This window comes from Streptomyces galbus (assembly GCF_005280195.1).
GTDB classification, from domain to species: Bacteria; Actinomycetota; Actinomycetes; order Streptomycetales; family Streptomycetaceae; genus Streptomyces; species Streptomyces galbus.
The window spans coordinates 28,515-46,692 of the sequence record NZ_SZPR01000021.1; the positions used below are offsets into that span (position 1 = coordinate 28,515).

At 73.5% G+C, this 18,178-nt stretch carries 14 protein-coding genes; 11 read left to right on the forward strand and 3 right to left on the reverse strand.

The window, feature by feature from the left end; genetic code table 11:
- Nucleotides 1-34: 34 nt before the first annotated feature.
- The 3 genes from E4U92_RS37065 to E4U92_RS26495 all read right to left on the reverse strand — a co-directional run bounded on the left by E4U92_RS37065 (nucleotide 35) and on the right by E4U92_RS26495 (nucleotide 4,412).
- Nucleotides 35-1,270: an ATP-grasp domain-containing protein gene (locus tag E4U92_RS37065; protein ID WP_137302981.1), complete on the reverse strand. Its 1,236-nt coding sequence runs from the start codon at nucleotides 1,268-1,270 to the stop codon at nucleotides 35-37.
- Nucleotides 1,271-1,320: 50 nt separating this feature from the next.
- Nucleotides 1,321-2,583 (reverse strand): MDR family MFS transporter, encoded by a 1,263-nt coding sequence (locus tag E4U92_RS26490; RefSeq protein WP_229863573.1) that lies wholly within the window; start codon nucleotides 2,581-2,583, stop codon nucleotides 1,321-1,323.
- A 194-nt stretch (nucleotides 2,584-2,777) separates the two neighbouring features.
- A complete protein-coding gene (locus tag E4U92_RS26495; RefSeq protein ID WP_229863571.1) occupies nucleotides 2,778-4,412 on the reverse strand; it encodes an AMP-binding protein in 1,635 nt (544 codons plus the stop codon).
- 309 nt (nucleotides 4,413-4,721) lie between these two features.
- On the opposite strand from E4U92_RS26495, the gene E4U92_RS26500 reads away from it, so the two are divergent.
- The 11 genes from E4U92_RS26500 (at nucleotide 4,722) to E4U92_RS26550 (ending at nucleotide 18,174) form a co-directional block, all read left to right on the forward strand.
- A complete protein-coding gene (locus E4U92_RS26500; RefSeq protein WP_168725203.1) occupies nucleotides 4,722-5,990 on the forward strand; it encodes a condensation domain-containing protein in 1,269 nt (422 codons plus the stop codon).
- Nucleotides 5,991-6,032: 42 nt separating this feature from the next.
- The gene (locus E4U92_RS36015) at nucleotides 6,033-8,528 is read left to right on the forward strand and encodes an ATP-grasp domain-containing protein (protein WP_168725204.1); all 2,496 of its coding nucleotides are present in this window, start codon (nucleotides 6,033-6,035) and stop codon (nucleotides 8,526-8,528) included.
- Between the two features lie 57 nt (nucleotides 8,529-8,585).
- Nucleotides 8,586-10,253, forward strand: a complete 1,668-nt coding sequence (locus E4U92_RS26510) for a carbamoyltransferase C-terminal domain-containing protein (protein WP_137302984.1) — start codon at nucleotides 8,586-8,588, stop codon at nucleotides 10,251-10,253.
- A complete protein-coding gene (locus E4U92_RS26515; protein WP_137302985.1) occupies nucleotides 10,250-11,584 on the forward strand; it encodes a KamA family radical SAM protein in 1,335 nt (444 codons plus the stop codon). The genes E4U92_RS26510 and E4U92_RS26515 overlap by 4 nt, the downstream gene beginning before the upstream one ends.
- A 95-nt stretch (nucleotides 11,585-11,679) precedes the next feature.
- On the forward strand, nucleotides 11,680-12,987 hold the full coding sequence (locus E4U92_RS26520; protein ID WP_137302986.1) for a pyridoxal phosphate-dependent aminotransferase: 1,308 nt from the start codon (nucleotides 11,680-11,682) through the stop codon (nucleotides 12,985-12,987).
- A complete protein-coding gene (locus E4U92_RS26525; protein ID WP_137302987.1) occupies nucleotides 12,984-13,697 on the forward strand; it encodes a maleylpyruvate isomerase N-terminal domain-containing protein in 714 nt (237 codons plus the stop codon). The genes E4U92_RS26520 and E4U92_RS26525 overlap by 4 nt, the downstream gene beginning before the upstream one ends.
- 38 nt (nucleotides 13,698-13,735) lie before the next feature.
- Nucleotides 13,736-14,869 carry an acyl carrier protein gene (locus tag E4U92_RS26530; protein WP_137302988.1) on the forward strand — a complete coding sequence of 378 codons (1,134 nt, stop codon included), beginning with the start codon at nucleotides 13,736-13,738 and terminating at the stop codon, nucleotides 14,867-14,869.
- 48 nt (nucleotides 14,870-14,917) lie between these two features.
- Nucleotides 14,918-15,184, forward strand: a complete 267-nt coding sequence (locus E4U92_RS26535; protein WP_137302989.1) for an acyl carrier protein — start codon at nucleotides 14,918-14,920, stop codon at nucleotides 15,182-15,184.
- Nucleotides 15,181-16,347 carry an acyl-CoA dehydrogenase family protein gene (locus tag E4U92_RS26540; protein WP_137302990.1) on the forward strand — a complete coding sequence of 389 codons (1,167 nt, stop codon included), beginning with the start codon at nucleotides 15,181-15,183 and terminating at the stop codon, nucleotides 16,345-16,347. Before E4U92_RS26535 ends, E4U92_RS26540 begins: the two co-directional genes overlap by 4 nt.
- Nucleotides 16,340-17,473 carry an acyl-CoA dehydrogenase family protein gene (locus E4U92_RS26545; RefSeq protein WP_229863568.1) on the forward strand — a complete coding sequence of 378 codons (1,134 nt, stop codon included), beginning with the start codon at nucleotides 16,340-16,342 and terminating at the stop codon, nucleotides 17,471-17,473. The genes E4U92_RS26540 and E4U92_RS26545 overlap by 8 nt, the downstream gene beginning before the upstream one ends.
- Complete coding sequence (locus E4U92_RS26550) at nucleotides 17,470-18,174, forward strand: 4'-phosphopantetheinyl transferase family protein (RefSeq protein WP_174864030.1); 705 nt, start codon at nucleotides 17,470-17,472, stop codon at nucleotides 18,172-18,174. The genes E4U92_RS26545 and E4U92_RS26550 overlap by 4 nt, the downstream gene beginning before the upstream one ends.
- The last annotated feature ends 4 nt before the right edge of the window (nucleotides 18,175-18,178 follow it).

The following is an 18,178-nucleotide window of genomic DNA, read 5'->3' on the forward strand; positions in this document are numbered from 1 at the left end:
CGTCGATGAGCCGCCGTTGGAGGCGGGCTGCGTGTCACGGGCCGACGGTAATCCGTACTGCTGCCAGCGCCTTGAGCGCCACCTCGTTCACCTCGGCCGGGGTGGCGCCGCGCAATGCGATGCGGCCGATGCGCTGGAGGTTGTCGGTGGGATCGGCGAGGTGGTCGCCGGGCTGCTTGGTGAGGGTGACGGTGAGGAGGGGGCCGGCGGCTGGAAGGCCGTCGACAGCCAGCAGTGTGCCGGCGCGGGGGGCGATGAGGAAGCGGACGGCGGCGGCGCCGGCGCGGGTCGGGGCGAGATCGCTCTCGTGGCCGAGGGCGATCCGGACGGCCGTGCGGGCCATGTCGATGCCGGTGGCCTCTTTGACCAGCTCCATGATGCCGTCGCCGGGCGGTCGGGCGCCGGTCTCCAGGACGGACGCCCGGCCCCCGGCGTCTAGTTTGATCTCGGTGTGGGCGAGGCCGTCACGCAGTCCCAGGGCTGACACGGCCCGGCTCGCGGCGTCCAGCAGCGTCGCGCGCGCCGGAGGCGCAAGGTCCGCCGGGACGGTGTGGCCGGTCTCGGCGCGCACGGCTCCCCGAGTGGTGAACTTCTGGGTGACGGCGAGGTGGTGGATTGTGCCGCGGGCGACGACCGTCTCGACGCTGAACTCCTCGCCGTGCGCGTACTCCTGCGCGAGCAGGCTGGGCTCCAGGTCAATCCCGTGCGGCAGTTTGACCGTCTCGGCCCGGGCGAGAGCCACGGCGTCGGGCAGGTCGCTGGGCGAGGCGACCACCCGTACCCCGATGGAGGCCGCATTCTCGGCCGGTTTGACCACCAGCGGGTAGGTCAGCGCGGCCGACGTGATGCGCTGGGCGAGCGTGTTCGCGTCCGGAGCGCTGACCGTGCGCGGGGACGGCACGCCGTAGGCCGTGAACACCTCGGCCATCAGGCGCTTGTTGCGACTGGCGGGGGACAGGCCGGCATCGTGGCCCGGCAGGCCCAAACGGTCGGCGAGCCGCGCGGCGAGCGGGGTGAGGAACTCCCAGCACGCCAGGACGCCGTCGATCGCGGTCCGGCGGCAGAAGGCGGCCAACTCCTCCAGTGCGGCGGCGGGGTCGGTGAAGTCGGGGCTGACCGTGCCGGCCACCAGTGCCCTCGTCCCCGGCGGGTACTGGGCGTACATGTCCTCGTGGGTGGCCACCCAGGCGTCGACGCCCAGGTCGTGGGCGGCGTGTAGCAAGGCCTCTCCGGCGGAGACACCGGCTTCGAGGAAGAGGATTTTCGGCATGTGGGGGTCCTTGAGGGGGATGCGGGTGGCACAGGCGGGGCAGGGTGCTCCTAGGGAGCGGCTGTCGGCAAGGAAGGTGTCCGCAGGGTCAGTTGAGTGGTCCGTTTCCTGATGGCCCGCGCCAGGGCAAGTTGGGTCAGTGCGGCGGTCACGCAGAGGGCGGCGCAGGAGAGCCACAGGACGGTGGCACCGGCGGCCAGGAGGCGGGTGCCGGCCAGCGGGGCGATGAGGAAGCCAGTGCCCCAGGCCATGCCGAGCAGACCGTTGTAGCGGCCGCGCAGGGCTGGCGGGGCCAGGTCGGCGACGAGGGCGGCGGTGATGGCGAAGACCAGAACCTCGCCGAGGCTCCAGACCGCGACGGCCAGCGCGAAGGCGGGGCCTGCGGACGCGGCGGCGACCAGGGCGTTGCCCCCGGCGGCGAGCAGAAAGCCGGTGACCAGCACGCGGCTCTTGTCGAATCGGGCGAGCCGGTGGCCGATCACAGGCTGTACGAGGATGAGGACGACGCCGTTGACGGCCATGACCGTCCCGTAGACATCACCGGACAGTCCGTGCCGTGTCATGACCAGGGGCAAGGTGGTGAAGGCCTGTTGGAAGACGACGGCGTACAGGACGACGACTGCGGCGAAGGCGAGCATCGCCCGGTCGGCGAGGACGGTGCGGTAACTGCCGCCGGCGCCGCGCTCCGCCGCGGTCGGCCGGGTCTCGGGGACGGCGCACCACACCAGCAGGCCGAACAACGCGCACGCTGCGGCGTCGGTCCAGAACAGCAGGGAGAAGCCGCGGGTGGCGAGGTGGCCGCCGAGGATCATGGCGGCGGAGAAGCCGAGGTTGACCGACCAGAGCAGTAGGCCGAAGGCGCGGGTGCGGTCGCCGGCCGGGACGGTGTCGGCGACCAGGGCCTGGGCGGCGGGCCGGAAGAGGTCGAGGGTGACGCCCAGGGCGAAGCCGGCGGCGGTGAGGGCGGGCAGCGACTGCGCGTGGCCCAGCGCCAGCAGGGAGCCGGCGTTGGCGAGCATCCCGCCGGTCAGCGCGACCCGGCGGCCGAACCGGTCGGTGAGGAAACCGCCCAGCGGCTGGGAGATCACCGAGCCGACTCCGACGACGGCGAGGATGACGCCGATGGTGCCGAGCGGCACGTCTCGGACCTGGCTGAGGTAGAGGCTCAGGAACGGGTTCACCATGGCGCCGAGGCGGTTGACCAGGGTGCCGGACCACAGGACCCAGAATGCGCCGGGCAGACCGCCGGCGCGGACCCTGACGAGGGTGCGGAGGCGGGCGGCGGAGGGTGCGGCGGACGGGGTGGGGGGCAACGTGATCCTCCGGGGGGAAGCCGTGCGGCTCGGGTGGGGTCGTCATCGGGGCGTCGGGGGGGGTCCAGCTAGTACTGGTGTCGGTGTCGCCGCGGCCATGCGCGGAGCGGGCCGGGAAGAGACGGCCGCGCTCCCCCACATCGCGGGACCGGGACGGGGCGGCCGCGCTCCGGGCACGGCGCGCTCCGGGCCGGTCAGGCTCGTCCGGCGACGCTCGCGGCCAGTGCCTCGCGGTCGACCTTGCCGTTGCCGGTGACGGGCAGGACGTCGATCACCCGCAGTTCTGCGGGGACCATGTACGCGGGGAGGGTGCGGGCGCAGAAGTCCCGCAGGGTGGCGGCGATGTCTTCGTCGGGCGCGGCTTCGACGGCGCCGGAGCCGGTCAGGTCTTGCGCGTCGCCGCTTGGGTCCGCCGCCACGAACGCGGCCAGGCAGCCGCCCCCGTCGGGCAGCGGCAGTCGCAGAGCCGCGGCGGCGGTGACGGCGGGGTGGCGGGTCAGGCAGCGTTCGACCTCGCCCAGCTCCACCCGGTTGCCGTTGATCTGCACCTGGGAGTCGGTGCGGCCGAGGAAGTACAGCTCCCCCTTCTTCCCGCGCACCCCCAGGTCCCCGGTGCGCAGGACGACCTGTCCTGACTCTGGGCAGAGCGGGTCGGGTACGAGGGCGGCGCGGGTGGCTTCCGGGTCGTTCCAGTAGCCGGAGAAGAGCGCCGGGCTGCGCAGCAGCATCTCCCCCGGTGTTCCCGGTATGTCGACAAGGTTGCCGTCGCCGTCCCTGAGGAGCAGTTCGGCGCCCGGATGGGCGTGGCCGATTGAGAGCCGCTCCAGATCGGCCGGCAGCGGTTCGGGGACGTCTTCGAAGGTGGCCGCCATCGACTCGGTCGCCCCGTAGCAGTTGACGATCCGCATGCCCGGGCGCAATTCCTGAAGGCGGCGCAGCTCCGGCAGCGGGAACTCCTCGCCGCAGAACAACACGCCTCGCAGGTAAGGGAGTTCGCTCAGGCGGTCCGCTTCGTGGCGCAGGACCTGGCGCCAGACGGAGGGCACTCCGGTGACCTGGGTGGCGTTTGTGTCGCGCAAGGCGCGCAGGAAGTGCCGGGGCCAGCGCACCAGCCGCTGGGGCACCGGGACCAGCGCCGCGCCGCTGCCGAGCGCGAGCCCGATGGTGAGCAGGGAGAAGTCGAAGTGCAGCGGGGAGGTGCCGGCAATGCGGTCGCCGGGGGCTGCGATGCGATGCGCCAGCATGCCGCGGTAGAAGGCGGTCACGGCGCGGTGGCTCATGACGACGCCCTTGGGGCGGCCGGTCGTTCCGGAGGTGAACACGATGTAGGCGGGGTCGGCGACGCACGGGACGTGCCGTCGGCGGGCGGTCGCCGCGGGGGTTCGTTCGACGGTCAGTCCGCCGCCGCCGAAGCGCGCCGTGCCGAGCGTCGCGGGCAGGTTCGTGCGCTCTGCGGTCGCGGCCTGCACGTGCAGGGCCGGGCGGGCCGTGTCGATGAGCGTGCGCAACCGGTCCGGCGGCGTCTCCGGGCTCACCGGTACGAAGGTGAGCCCGGCACGGGAGCAGGCCAGGAGCACGGCGATCGACTCGGCGCTCACCTCGGCTTCCAGCAGCACACGTGTGCCGGGGGCGAGTTCGAGCCCGTGCAAGGTCGCCGCGTAGGCGCTGACGGTGGCGGTCAGTTCGGCGTAGGTGGTGACGGTGGGTGCGCCGGTGGCGGCGGGTTCGACGACGGCCGAGTGATCCGGGGTGTGGCGGGCGGGGTCGAGCAGGAAGTCGTGGAGGAACTCACCGGTCGCCGCCGCGGTGTCGTCCGGCCGTTGGCTCACTGAGGAAGTCCTTTCCGCTGCCGGTGGCGTGCTCGCGGGGTCGGTCGGGCTTTCGTTCTCGAGCACGTCACCCATTCTTCCGTATTCTGGAATATCTTTTCCAGTTCTGCGCCCACGCTCTCACACGCTGCCGCGAACGCGCCAGCCACCCCCCGGACACCTGCCATCAAGACGGGAGCCGACTCGGCAAGCACATGCCGAACAGAATCGCCCGCTCCTGTGACCACTGGACAGATTCCATGAGCTGTGACAGCTTATGGCTCGAATCGGAATATATTTTCCACATTATGGAATTTGGAGGTTCGGGACGTGGCCCTGGCTGATGCGGGACCCCTTTCCCTGGGCCAGCTCTCGGTCTGGCACGACATCCGCGACCTGCCGAAGACCCGCCGCCACGAGCCCAACAACGTGGCCGTGTGGGACCTGCCGCCCGGGACCGGCCTGGAAGCCGTGCGGGCCGCACTCACCGCGCTCGCTGTGCGGCATCCCTCCCTGCGCACCCGTTACGACCTGCGCAACCCTGACGCGCCCCGGCAGTGGCTCCCGGACGACGCGCAGCCGGTCGAACTCACCACTGTCGCGCCTATGGAGGGCGGGCCGGCGGAACTATCCCTGCGATTGGCGGCTGAACCCTTCGACCTGGGCCGACAGGACGGCTGGCGGGCGCGATTGGCCACCGAGGGGCGCACGGCGGACGGACGGCGGGCGCCAGACCGGCTCGTCTTCGTCAAGCACCACATCCTGGCCGACGCCTGGGCTCAGGAGGTGTTAAGGCGCGACCTCCTGCGCGAGCTCGCCGCGCCCGGCACGCTCGGCGTACCGGCGCTCGGCCCCGCCGACTTGGCCGCCGAGCAGTACGGACCGGACGGACTGCGGCGCCAGGAAGCCGCGTTGGACTACTGGCGGCGGGTGCTCGACCGGGTCTCGGCCACCCGGCTGTCCGCGCCCGGTGATGCGCCCGGCGAGGTCGTGCAGGGCACGCTCCGCTCGTCACCCGCGCTCTACGCGGCCCGGGCGCTCGCCGACCGGGCCGGCGTCTCCGTCGCCGGCGCCGTGCTGGCCGCCTACGTCCGTGCCGTGGGCCGCCGGTGCGACAGCGACACGCTTCTCGTGCAGCTGATGAGCGCCAACCGGTTCTCCGGACGCTGGAAGGACCTCGTCACCTCCATGAACGAGTGGGTTCCCGCTCTCGTGGAGGGGGTGGACGCGGACCTCACGACGCTCGCCCGCGCCGTGCACTGGGGCAGCCTGCGCGCCGTCCGTCACGGCATGTACGACGTGACGGCCGTCGCCGCGCTGCGCGCCCGCGTGCCGCGGGCGCCCGAGGCGGCCTGCGCCTTCAATCACGTGGCCGTACCACACGCCGACGCAGGCGACCAGGCGCCGCAGGAGGCCGTGCAGGTCGAGCCGACCGTCTCCTTCGAGACGCCGTTCACCACCATCGGACCGCACTGCTACGCCCGCTCCCAGGAGGACGGACAGACCCTGACCGTGCGGCTGACCGCGCGGGACACCGGACGCGCCCAGTGCGCCGCCCTGCTGTGGGAGGTGCACGACGCACTTCTCGCCGCTGTCTGACGCCCCGCCTCCCACCGTCTGCCCGCGTCCTCTGGAGGTCCCGTGCCCGGCACCACCCGTCCACTTGGCCGACCCGCCGCCCTGCCGTGCCAGGACGGCGCCGCCCGCGGCCACGTCGTTATCCTGCACCGCTGGAGCGACCGCTACGCAGACTACGCCCGCTACCTCGACCACACCGCCCACCGGGTCAGTTACGTCACCACCGAACGGGCCCTGACGCACCTGCCGTCGGCCGGGGCCGCCGGGGTGGAGCTGGTGGACAGCACCGAGAACGCTAAGGCGGTGCGCCAGGCCGTGGACCGGCTGGCCGAGCGGTACGGGCCGCCCACGCGCATCGTCGCCCTCCAGGAGACGGACCTCGACCTGGCCGCCGTCCTGCGCGACGAGCTGTCCCTGCCGGGTCCCGGCGCGGAGGAACTGCGTCCGGTGCGCGACAAGCTGCTGATGGCCCAGCGCCTGGCCGCCCATGCGGTCCCGACCCCGACGACCGCCGACGCCCCCGACCGCGCTGCCGTGACCCGCTTCGCCGCCGCGCACGGCTGGCCCGTCCTGGTCAAACCCCGGCGCGGCACCGCGAGCGCCCACGTCACCCGGCTGGACTCCCCGCAGGCGCTGGCTGCGTACGTTTTCCCCGCCGGCACCGACATGATCGTCCAGCCGTGGGTGCCGGATCGCGTCCTGCACGTCGACGGCGTCTTCGACGGCCGCGACCTCGGCTTCTGGCGGGCCTCGCGCTATGTGAGCACCTGCCTGCAGTTCACCTCCGGCGAGGTGCTCGGCTCGGTGGAGATCGACGACGGCGCCGCGCTGGAGCGCATCGGTGCTCTTACGACGCGGGCCGCGCGGGCCCTGCTGGCCCGGCCTTCCGTCTTCCACCTGGAACTGTTCGAGAGCAGGACCGGGGCGCTGACCGTGCTCGAACTCGGGGCGCGGCCCGGCGGGGCTGAAGTGCCGTTCATCTGGCGAGAGGTGCACGGCGTCGACCTGATGGCCGTTGCCTTCGCCCACCAGACGGACACCCCCGACCCGACGCCGACCGCGCCCTTGGGGACAGGCTGCGTCGGCGGCTGGCTGCTGGTGCCGCCGTCCGTCCCCGCGCCGTGCCGGGTGCGGTCCGTGACGCTGCCCGAGGACGGGCCGGCCTACGCCCGCAGCGTCCCGTACCGGGGGCAGCTGATGACCGGAGGCGGCTACGAGCACGCCGGAGCGCGTTTCCGCTTCGCGGGGCGCAGCACCGCCGAGGTGGAGGAGGCGCTGCGCCGCACCGCCCGCGGGACGGCGCTGGAGTGCACGCCCCTTGATGCGCATGCACCCGCCCGAGTGGCCGTGGTGGGCTGCGGCAACCCTCCCTACCGCCGGTACGCGCTCGCCGACCTGGCCGAACGCGTCGAGACCGCGCTCGTGCAGCCCGGACCGCTACAGTGGCAGCGCCCCTACATCGAGGACCGTTTCCGGACCGCCGACACTTGTGACGCCGACGCCGTCACCGAGGCCGTCGCCGACCTGCTCACCTCGGCCGACGGCGCGGGCGCGGTCTTGACCTGGGACGAAACGCTGCTCGCCACGACCGCGGAGGTCGCCCGACGGCTGAACCTGCCGCACCTGGGGCCGGAAGCCGTGCGCTGCTGCCGCGACAAGCTCACCACCCGGCAGGTCCTCGCCGCGGCCGCGGTGCCCTCCGCCGGCTTCCGCCACGTCCACGGCCGCGCCGAGGCGGTCTCGGCCGCCGCAGACCTGGGCCTGCCCGTGGTGGTCAAACCCCGCAGCCTGGCCGGCTCCATCGGCGTCACTCTCGCGCGTACGCCCGACGAGGTCGGCCGGGCCTACGAGACGGCCACCACCTCCGCCTTTCCCGGCATCGACCGGCTGGCCGGCGCCATCGTGGAGGAGTACCTGACCGGACCGGAGATCAGCGTGGACTGCGCGGTCGACGGCGGCCGGGTGCACATCGTCAACGTGGCCCGCAAGCGCCTCGGCTTCGCTCCGTACTTCGAGGAGATCGGCCACCTGGTGGCGCCCTGGCGGGAGGAACCCTGGTCCGCCGACGTGGAGTTGGTGGTCACGGCCGCGCACGCCGCGCTCGGCCTGCGCACCGGCGTCACGCACAGCGAGCTGCGGCTGACCCCGTCCGGGCCCCGCGTGGTCGAGGTCAACGGGCGGCTCGGCGGCGACTTCATCCCGCTGCTCGGCCGCCTGGCCACTGGCGTCGACCAGGTGGCCGCCGCCGCCGACCTCGCCCTGGGCCGTACCCCCGACGTGTCACCGCGTCACGAGCGCTGCGCCGAGGTCCGCTTCGTCTACCCCGCGCACGACGCCGTCGTCCGCGAACTCGACGTCACCGGCGCGGCAGCCGTGCCCGGCATCGCGGACGCCGTCGCGCTCGCGCCGCCGGGCACGCAGCTGCGGCTGCCCCCGCACGGCATCGTCCCCCGCCTGGCCGCGCTGATCGCCACGGGCGACAGCCCCGAGGAGTGCGGCACGGCCCTGGACGCCGCCCAGCGGGCCGTGCGCCACCGCCTTGCACCGCTCCCCCGCTGACCTCGTACCGAAGCGCCGACCTCTCATCCTCACAAGGAAGCAAGGAGCTGTCCGACCATGTGGATCCTGGGCGTCAACGCACCTCCGGCTGGCTGGCACGACACCGCAGCCTGTCTGATCGACGGCGACGGCCAGATCGTCGCCTTCTCCGAGGAGGAACGCCTCAGCCGGCGGCGCCACTCGCTGTACCGCAAGCCCGTCGGCGCCGCCCGGCTGTGCCTGGAGCAGGCGGGCATCAGCGCTGCCGAGATCGACGTCATCGCGCTGGGCTGGGACGACGAACAGCTCTACCTCGGCCGGTTCGCCGACGACGCCGAGCTCCTCGCCTACGCGGTCGGCCTCGACTTCGGCGAGCGGCTGCCAGAGGTGGTGCGGATCGGCCACCACCAGGCGCACGCCGCGTCCTCCTTCTACGCCTCGCCCTTCCGCAAAGCGGGCGTCCTGGTGGTCGACGGGCACGGTGAGAACGAGTCCTCCAGCATCTGGACTTACGAGGAGGGCCGCGCGCCGCGCCTGGAACGCTCCTGGCAGCGCACCGCCTCCCTCGGTTACGCCTACGACGCGGCGTCCACCTGGCTGGGCTTCTCTTTCCTCAACGCCGGCAAGACGATGGGCCTGGCGGCCTACGGCCGCGCCCGGGGCGTGCGCACCGAAACCCTCGTGGACGTCGACGGCGACGACTTCGCCCTCGCCGTCCAGCCGCTGACCGAGCACACCAGGCGGGCCACCGCCGAGGAAATCAAGGAGCAGTACGACGACACGGTCGCCCGGTGGCGCGAGCGCTTCGCCCGGATCGCGGGCGCCGACAGGCCGCGGGTCGCAGAGGACCGGCTCGCCGACGACCCCGCCGCGGTCCTGGTCGCCTACACCGCCCAGCGCCTCGTGGAGGAGGCCGTCAGCCACCTCGCCGCGCAGACCCGCAAGGCGGCCGGGGTCGAGGAGCTGTGCATGAGCGGAGGCGTCGCCCTGAACTGCTCCACCAATGGCACGCTGCCCGGGCCCGTGTACATACCGCCGGTCCCGCACGACGCGGGTGTGGCCCTCGGCGCCGCCTGGACCGTATGCCCGCCCCGCTCGCGTACGGCGCCGCTCTCCCCGTACCTCGGCAGCGACATCGGCGCTGAGGCGATCACCGCTGCGGACACCGAGGATCTGTGGCGCTGTCCGCTGGACATCGACGAGCTGGCCGGGTTGCTGCTGGACGGGCGGGTCGGCGCGGTCGCGCAGGGGCGCGCCGAGGTGGGGCCGCGCGCCCTGTGTCACCGCTCGATCATCGCCGTACCGGACACCGCCTCGGTGAACACACGGGTGAACATGGTGAAGAACCGCGAGCAGTGGCGTCCGTTCGCCGGTGTCACCCGGCCCCGCTACGGGGCCCGGCTGTGGGAGCAACAGGAGCACCTCAGCCGCTACATGTTGGGCGCCGCCCGCGCCACCGAGCTGGGTCGGCGGGTCGCGCCCGGTGTCGTCCACGTCGACGGCACCACCCGCCCGCAGGTGCTCGACGGCGATGAGGCGCCCGCGGTCGGCGCGGCCCTGGACGCCCTGGAGGGCGAGGGGGCGCCACCGGTGCTCCTCAACACCTCCTTCAACGACCGGGGCGAGCCCGTAGTGGACAGCGCGCGCGACGCGCTGGCCGCGTTCCGCTCCATGGACCTGGACTTCCTCGTCCTGGGGGACGCCCTGTACCGGAAGAAGAGTCCGTCGAAGGGGGTCGCCCGATGACGGCCGGCCCGATTGTGCTCGAGCGCTTCCGCGCGTACGGGCCCAGGCACCTCGACGACATCGCCGCCCGCTTCGGCCTGCGTGAGGAGGTCCGCGAGACGGTGCGGCGGGTGTCGCTGGTGCTTCCGTTCCGGGTCAACGAATACGTCCTGAGCCGGCTGATCGACTGGGACCGCGTACCGGACGACCCGATGTTCCAGCTGACCTTTCCCCAGCGGGGCATGCTGGCGGCGGACGACGAGCAGCAGCTCGCCAAGCTCTCCGCCGACCCCGGGGACAGACTGCTGCTGCGCGAGCTGGTCGGCGACATCCGGGCGCGCTTGAACCCGCACCCCTCGGGCCAGCAGCAGTACAACGTGCCGCGCCTGGACGGGCGGCCCGTGCCGGGCCTGCAGCACAAGTACCGCGAGACCGTCCTGTACTTCCCCGGCCAGGGGCAGACGTGCCACGCGTACTGCACCTACTGCTTCCGCTGGGCGCAGTTCGTCGGCGACGCTGACCTGCGCTTCGCTGCCCCGGACCCGACCGGACTGCTCGCCTATCTGGCCGCGCGTCCGGAGGTCAGCGACGTGCTCGTCACCGGCGGCGACCCGATGGTGATGACCACCGAGCGGCTGCGCCGCCATGTGGAGCCGCTGCTGGCCGTGGAGTCGGTCGACACCGTGCGCATCGGCACCAAGTCGGTGGCGTACTGGCCGCACCGCTTCACCACCGACCACGACGCCGACGACGTACTTCGCCTGTTCGAGCAGGTCGTGAAGGCGGGAAAGCAGCTCGCCGTGATGGCGCACTTCAGCCACCCGCGCGAACTGGAGACCGCGCCGGCACAGGAGGCGTTGCGGCGCATCCGCGCGACGGGCGCCGTCGTGTACTGCCAGGCGCCGCTGATCGCCCGCGTCAACGACGACGCGGCGACCTGGAGTGCGCTGTGGAAGGCCGAACTGGCTGCGGGAGCCGTTCCGTACTACCTGTTCGTGGAACGCGACACCGGCCCGCACGCCTACTTCAAGGTGCCGCTGGCCCGCGCGACGGAGATCTTCCGGGCCGCCTACCGCGCGCTGCCGGGCCTGGCCCGCACCGTGCGCGGGCCGGTCATGTCCGCGACGCCCGGCAAGGTCGTCGTGGACGGGGTGCAGGAGACGCCCGAGGGCTCATTCTTCCAGCTGCGCATGCTCCAGGCCCGCGACCCCGCCCTGGTCGGCCGGCCCTTCCGGGCCCGCTACTGCCTCGAGGCAGCCTGGCTGGACGACCTTGAGATCGCGCCGGACTGCCCGCCGGACCTGGCGGCCGCGCTGCGCGGCGCGCCGCCGGTGTCCGGGGCGACCGCGTGAAGCCCGGCGCCCCCTCCTCCCCCACCCCCGCGCCGGCGTCCGCCCGTGGAACCACCTGCGTAAGCGGCCCGCCCACCCGTGAAAGGACCTCGCACGTGCCCGGCCTCCCCGCACGCCCGCCCTCGCCCAACCTAGCCCTGGACCAACTGGTGCACGAGCGCCGGGCCGCCGGGGAGTCCTTGGTACACCTGGCGTTCGGCGAGGCCCGCCTGCCCCTGCTGCCCGGTCTCGCCCGCGCCCTCGCCGACGGGGCCGGACAGACCTCGTACGGCCCGGTGGCGGGGCGCGCCGAAGCGCGCGAGGCCGTCGCCGGGTACTTCGCGCGCCGCGGCCTGCCCACCGGAGCCGAGCAGATTGTGCTGGCGCCGGGCAGCAAGCCGCTTCTCATGGCCCTCCAGCTCACCCTCCCCGGCGACGTTCTGCTGCCCGCCCCCGCCTGGAACACCTACGCTCCCCAGGCCGTGTACGCCAGCAATCGGGCCATCGCGGTCCCGGTGCCCGAGGACTGCGGGGGCGTCCCCGAGCCCGCCGCGCTGCGCGCCGCGCTCGCCCGGTCCCGCGCCGCCGGCCAAACGCCCGCGTCGCTGGTCCTGACCCTGCCCGACAACCCGACCGGCACCCTCGCCCCGCCCCGGCTGGTGCGGGAGGTCTGCGAGGTGGCGCGCGCCGAGGACCTCGTCGTCGTCTCAGACGAGATCTACCGTGACGTGCTGCACGACCCGGCGGGCGGCTACCTCAGCGCCGCCGAGGTCGTGCCCGAGCGCACGGTCGTCACCACCGGTCTGTCGAAGAGCCTGGGCCTGGGCGGCTGGCGCATCGGCGCCGCCCGCTTCCCCGCCGGCGATCTGGGACGGCGGTTGCGGGAGGGCGTGGTGTCGGCCGCCAGCGAGCTGTGGTCGACGCTGGCGGGCCCGATGCAGCACGTCGCCGCCTACGCCTTCACCGAACCTCTCGAGGTGGCCGAGAGGTTGCGTGCCGCCGCCCGCTTGCACGGCGCCGTGGCCCGCGCGGTGCACCGGATCGCGCTCGACGCGGGCGCCGTGTGCAGACCGCCCACCGGCGCCTTCTACGTCTACCCCGACTTCGGCCCGCTGCGCGCGGAACTGGCTGCCCGCGGTGTCACCGACTCCGCCTCCCTCGCCCGGCGGCTGCTCGACGAGTCCGGCGTCGTCGTCCTGGCCGGGCACCTGCTGGGCGACGCCCCGGATGCGCTGCGCTTCAAGGCGGCGACCAGCCTGCTGTACGGGGACGAGCGCGGGCAGGCCGAAGCACTGGCGGCCGACGATCCGGTACGCCTGCCGCACATCGCCATCCGACTCACCCGCATCGCCGAGGCGTTCGCCAAGCTCACCGGCCGCCCGGCGCCCGTGCCCGTAGCCGACCTCCTCGAGCCGAGCCGATGAAGGAACTCGACCCCACCCCCACGGTCTTCCGCGAACTCGACCGTGCCGCCGAGCGGCTCCTCACCGCCGCCGCCCCGCTGAGCGACACGGCCGTCACCGGCCCGTCCCGGCTGCCCGGCTGGACCCGCGCCCACGTCCTGAGCCACCTCGCCGCCCAGGCCCCGGCGCTGGAACGCCTGCTGACCTGGGCGCGCACCGGCGTCAGGAACGACCAGTACGCCGACCGCGAGGCCCGGGACGCCGAGATCGAGACCGGGTCCCTGCTGCCCGCCGCCGCTCTCGTGGCCGGGGTCCGTGAGAGCGCCCAGAGCTTGCAGCGCGCGGTCGAGACGCTGCCCGGGCCCGCGTGGGACGCCACGATCATGCCGTTCACTGGCGAGATCTGCACCCCGCGCCGCATCCTCGTCATCCGACTGCGCGAACTCGTGCTGCACCTGGTCGACCTGGACGTCGGTCACGAGGTCGCCGACATCCCGGCGACCGCACGCGACATCGTCCTGGCCGACGTGATCGGCTATTACGCCGAGGCCGAGAAGGTGCCCGCCTTCATCCTGACCGACGCCGCCGGAGTGGAGCTGGCCCGGTTCTCGGGCGGCGGGCCCGTGGTGTCGGGAGCACGGGCCGAGCTGCTCGCCTGGCTCACCGGCCGAGGCGACGGCGCCCTCCTCGACGCGCCCGGCGGCCTGCCGGCGCTGCCGCCATGGATCTGACCCGCGCCCCTCTCCGAGCGACCGAGGACTCCACCGACATGCCCATCCCCCTGCCCCCGACCTCCCCCGCCCCTCTGCCCCTGGAGGGCGTCGACAGCGGTGTGCTCGACTGCGTCCAGGTGAACCTGGCCGTGCTCGCGGACCACTTCCACGGCCCCGGCACCCACCTGCGCCTGGGCGCCCGCCTGGACCTTCCGCTGCACCCCCTGCCGGACGGGCTGCCCACCGCCGACCCCACCCTCGACGCGCGCCTCACGGCCGACGCGCCCCTGGTGGGGCTGCGTCCGGTCGGCAGGCGCCGCCTGGCCGCCGCAGCGCTCCTCGCCCAGGCGGCCCGGCGGCCCGGGGTGCACTACGTCGTCGCCGACAGCTACCACCTGCCCTGGCTGCCCTACTACGGCAACGCCCACATGGACCACAGCTTCCTGCTCACCGCGGGCCCCGCCGGCTGGCACATCACCGACGCCTACCGCATCGAGACCAGGTGGGGCGCCGCCGAACCCGGTGAACACGTCGGGGATGAGCAGGCGTTGAGGGGCATCGGGACAGCCGAGCTCGTCACCTTCGCACCGGCCCCGCTCGAGCCCGCGGAGCCGAGCGTGGCCGACTTCGACCCCGAGCCCTACGTCACCGCGTACGCGACGTGGCCGGACCGGCTCCGCGCCCTCGAACAGCTCTCGGCGGAGACGTGGCTGCTGGCCCGCGCCCGCAAACTCCACGCCGCGTACCGCGCGCGGTGCGCCGGGCGCCCAGGGCCGACCGAGGCCGAACGCGCCCATCTCGCGGCCTGGGACAAGCTGGTCAAGCAGACCTACCTCGCCCAGCGCAGGGTGGCCCTCGGCCGGCCCGAACCGGCAGGCGCCGCGGACCGACTGGCCGAACTTCTCGCCGCCGACCACGCCGTCTTCACCGCGGACGCGCTGGCGGCCAGTGGCGCCGGCGACGAGCTGCGCTCCGCCGTCGCCCGCATGGTCGCCGACGTACTCGGCGTGCCGCAGGCCGAACTGCTGGACGGCACCCCGCTGGACTACTTCCCCTCCTTCACCTCCTTTCGGCTCATCGAAATCATCGACCGGATCGAGAGCGACCTCGGTCTGGAACTGGACGCCGACGAGCTGATCCCGGAGAAGCTGCGCCGCGTGGACGACTTCTGCCGCATCGTCCGCCGCTGATTTCTCCCACCGCCCAGCCGCCCGCCTGTACTGAAAGGACACGTCCCCGTGGACCCCCGCTTCACCGACCTGCTCCGGCCGTTCCTCAAGCACGCCGGTCCCGACGAGCTCACCATCACCCCCGAGACCGATTTGCGCCGTCTCGGCGTCGACTCCATGCAGGCCATCGAGCTCCTCTTCCAACTGGAGGACAGCTTCGGCATCCAACTGCCCAACGAGGACATGAACGACGCCACGTTCGCCACCGCGGGCAGCCTGTGGCGCGTCGTCGCCGCGCAGCTGCCCGACGAGGAGTCCGGCCGGGTGACGGCGTGAGCGCCGGTGCCACGCCCGCTCTCGCCGCCCGGCTCTCTGAGGTCGTCGAGGTGACCGAGGCGCATCTCGCGGATGCGGACCGGGACGCGGTCTTCCCCCTTGAGGCGCTGGCCGCGCTACGCCGTTCGCGACTGCTCGGGCTGCTGGTGCCCGTCGCCCACGGTGGGCTCGGCGGGTCCGTGCGCGACCTGGTGCAGGCCGCCGAAATCCTCGGACGCGCCGACATGTCCGTAGCCATGATCTTCGCCATGCACTGCCAGCAGTCGGCCGCGCTGGTCCGCCACGCCGACGAACGGTTCGCCAAGGCGGTGCTGCCGCGCGTCGCGGCCGGCGAGGTTTACCTCGCCTCCGTCACCACTGAGGCCGGCAAGGGCGGTCATCTCACCACGGCCGAGGCCCAGCTGGCCGATGCCGACGGCCTGCTGGAGATCGACCGGTTCGCGCCGGTCGTCACCGGCGGCGCACACGCGGACGGTTTCCTCATCACCATGCGCGCGGCAGGCGACGCCACCGCACATGACGTGTCCCTGGTCTACGCCGACCGCGGCCAGCTGACCGTCCAGGCGTCCGGCGACTGGCAGCCGATGGGCATGCGGGCCAGCCACAGCGCTCCCCTGCGCCTGACCGGCCGTGTCCCGGCCCACCAAGTGGTGGGCGAGCCGGGTCAGTTCCACGAAATCGCCGCGAACGTCTTCGGCCCGCTCGCCCATCTAGGCTGGTCAGCCGCCTGGCTCGGCACCGCGGCGGGCGCGCTCTCTCGGGTCCTGCGGCTGGTGCGCGGCCCGGCAGGACGCGCGCGGTTCGACATCACCTCCGAGCTGTTGCTCACCCGCCTGTCCCGCGCCCGCCAGCGCCTGGACGCCGTCCACGCACTGCTCCAACAGGCGCTGTCCGTCGTGGAGTCAGGCGAGGACCTGTCCCCTGCGCCGCGGCAGCTCCTGCTCAACTCCCTCAAGATCACCGCCTCTGAGCAGTGTCTCGCCGCCGTAGAAGAACTGGTCGAGGCGGTCGGGCTGCGCGACGGCTACCTCAAGGACTCGCCCACTCGGCTCGAACTGGCCGTACGCGACCTGCGGTCGGCCGCGCTCAACTACCACAATGACCGCCTGCACCTGGCGGACGGCCGTCTGGCCCTGCGCGACCAGGGAGTCACTTTTGCCTGAGCTGCCCGCCACCGACCCGGCCGGGGCCCAGGCGGCCGACGGCGCCGCCCCGCGCGACACCGCCATGAGCGGATCAGCCGCGTGGGCGGCCCTCGGCGCGGCCGGGCACCTGGCCCGCGTCTACCGGGGCGGCGACGTCCGCCGGGGAATCGACGTCGACGGCCTCGCCGACGTACTGGCAACGGCCGACGCCCGCTGGGCCATCCCCGCGACGCTGTCCGCCAGTGTGCAGCTCGCCACGGCCCTGCCGGTCCTGGCCACCGGAACCGGTCCCGCCGTCGAGCGCGTCCTGGCCCGCGCCCTGAGCGGCAGGGCGACCCTGGCCCTGGCCGCGACGGACACCACGGCCGGCACCGACCTGACCGCGCTGCGCACCGAGGCGGCCGTCGACACCACGGGCGTCGTCGTGACCGGCGGCAAGAAGTGGATCACGAACGCCACCACCGCCGAGTCGTTCCTCGTTCTGGCCCGGCACCGCCCCGGCCGGCACTTCGCGAACTTCACCTGGGTCCTGGTCCCGGCCGACGCGCCCGGCGTGGCGATCCGGCCAGCACCCTCGACGCTCTACGCGGGCTCGGGCGCGGGCCATGTGTCGTTCGACGCGGTGAGCCTGAACCGAGAGCACCTGGTGGGCAGGGTCGGGTTCGGACTGCCGGTGTTCGCGCGGCACATCGCCGTCGAGCGGCTGGCGGGGGCGCTGTGGGGCGTGGCACTGTGCCGCCGGGTGCTGACCGACACGCGACGCCGGCTGACCGGACGGGAGCACCAGGAGGGCACGCTGTGGAACCTCGGCCACGTCCGGCAGCGTTTCGCAGCCGCTCTCGTGCGCGTCCGGGAGCTGCACGCCCTCACCGAGCGGTCAGCTCCCCGGGTGGCGGAGCACTACGACCTCCAGGCCGCCGCCACGCTGAAGGCCGCCGCCGGTACCACCGTGCCGTACGTTCTCGGGGAGTGCGCCCACCTGTGGGGAGCGACCGGCTTCGCCGACGGCGGCATGCAGGAGATCCGGGCGCAAGCGGCCCTCTTCGGCATCGGGGGCGGAACGACGGAGGTGGTCCTGGAGACGGTCGCCGAAGGGGCCGAGCGCGTTCTCGACGACCTGGGCCGCGAGGTGCTCCAGCTGTGAGTCCCAGGCAGGTGGTGGGGCCCTTGGCGGTCGCCGAGGGCGGGTGGGTGGTGGCGGGCTCCGGCGCCCCGAGCACCCACCGTGACGACCGGCGCCGCGCCGTCGCCCTACCCGAGTGGCGGGCCCGTCGCTTCCTCCACGGGCGCGGTCTGCTGCGCGAGTTGCTGCACACAGTGGCGCCGCCGCTGGCCGGCGCCGACATCGTGCCCGACGGGCGCGGGCAGCCCCACCTCGCCGGGCTCCCCGGGGCCGCGGTCAGCGTCTCGCACAGCGACTCCATGGTGGCCTGCGCCTTCGTCGCCGAGGGACGCATCGGGGTGGACCTCCAGCACCCGGCGGTCCCGGTCGGCGCCACCCTGGCCCGCCGGTTGCTGCGCTCGCATGCACCCGGCGTCCTCGCGCTGGCGCCGACGCGGGCGGCGGAGGAGGTGGCCTGGGTGTGGACGGCCCAGGAGGCGTGCGTGAAAGCGGCCGGGGTCGGGCTTGCGGGGCGGCCGTGGGAGATCGACGTGCCTCCGGGAAGCAACGGCGGCCGCTGGGGACCGTACCGCTGGATCTGTCTGCGGGGCGCTTCCGCGACGCCGCTGAGCTGTGCGGTGGGCCCGGTCCGGACCGATGGCGCGGACGGCTCACACCTCACAAAGCCTGTGACCCGCCGGTCACCTCCCCCCACCCCCTGCATTCTCCCGCGAAAGGTGTGAACGA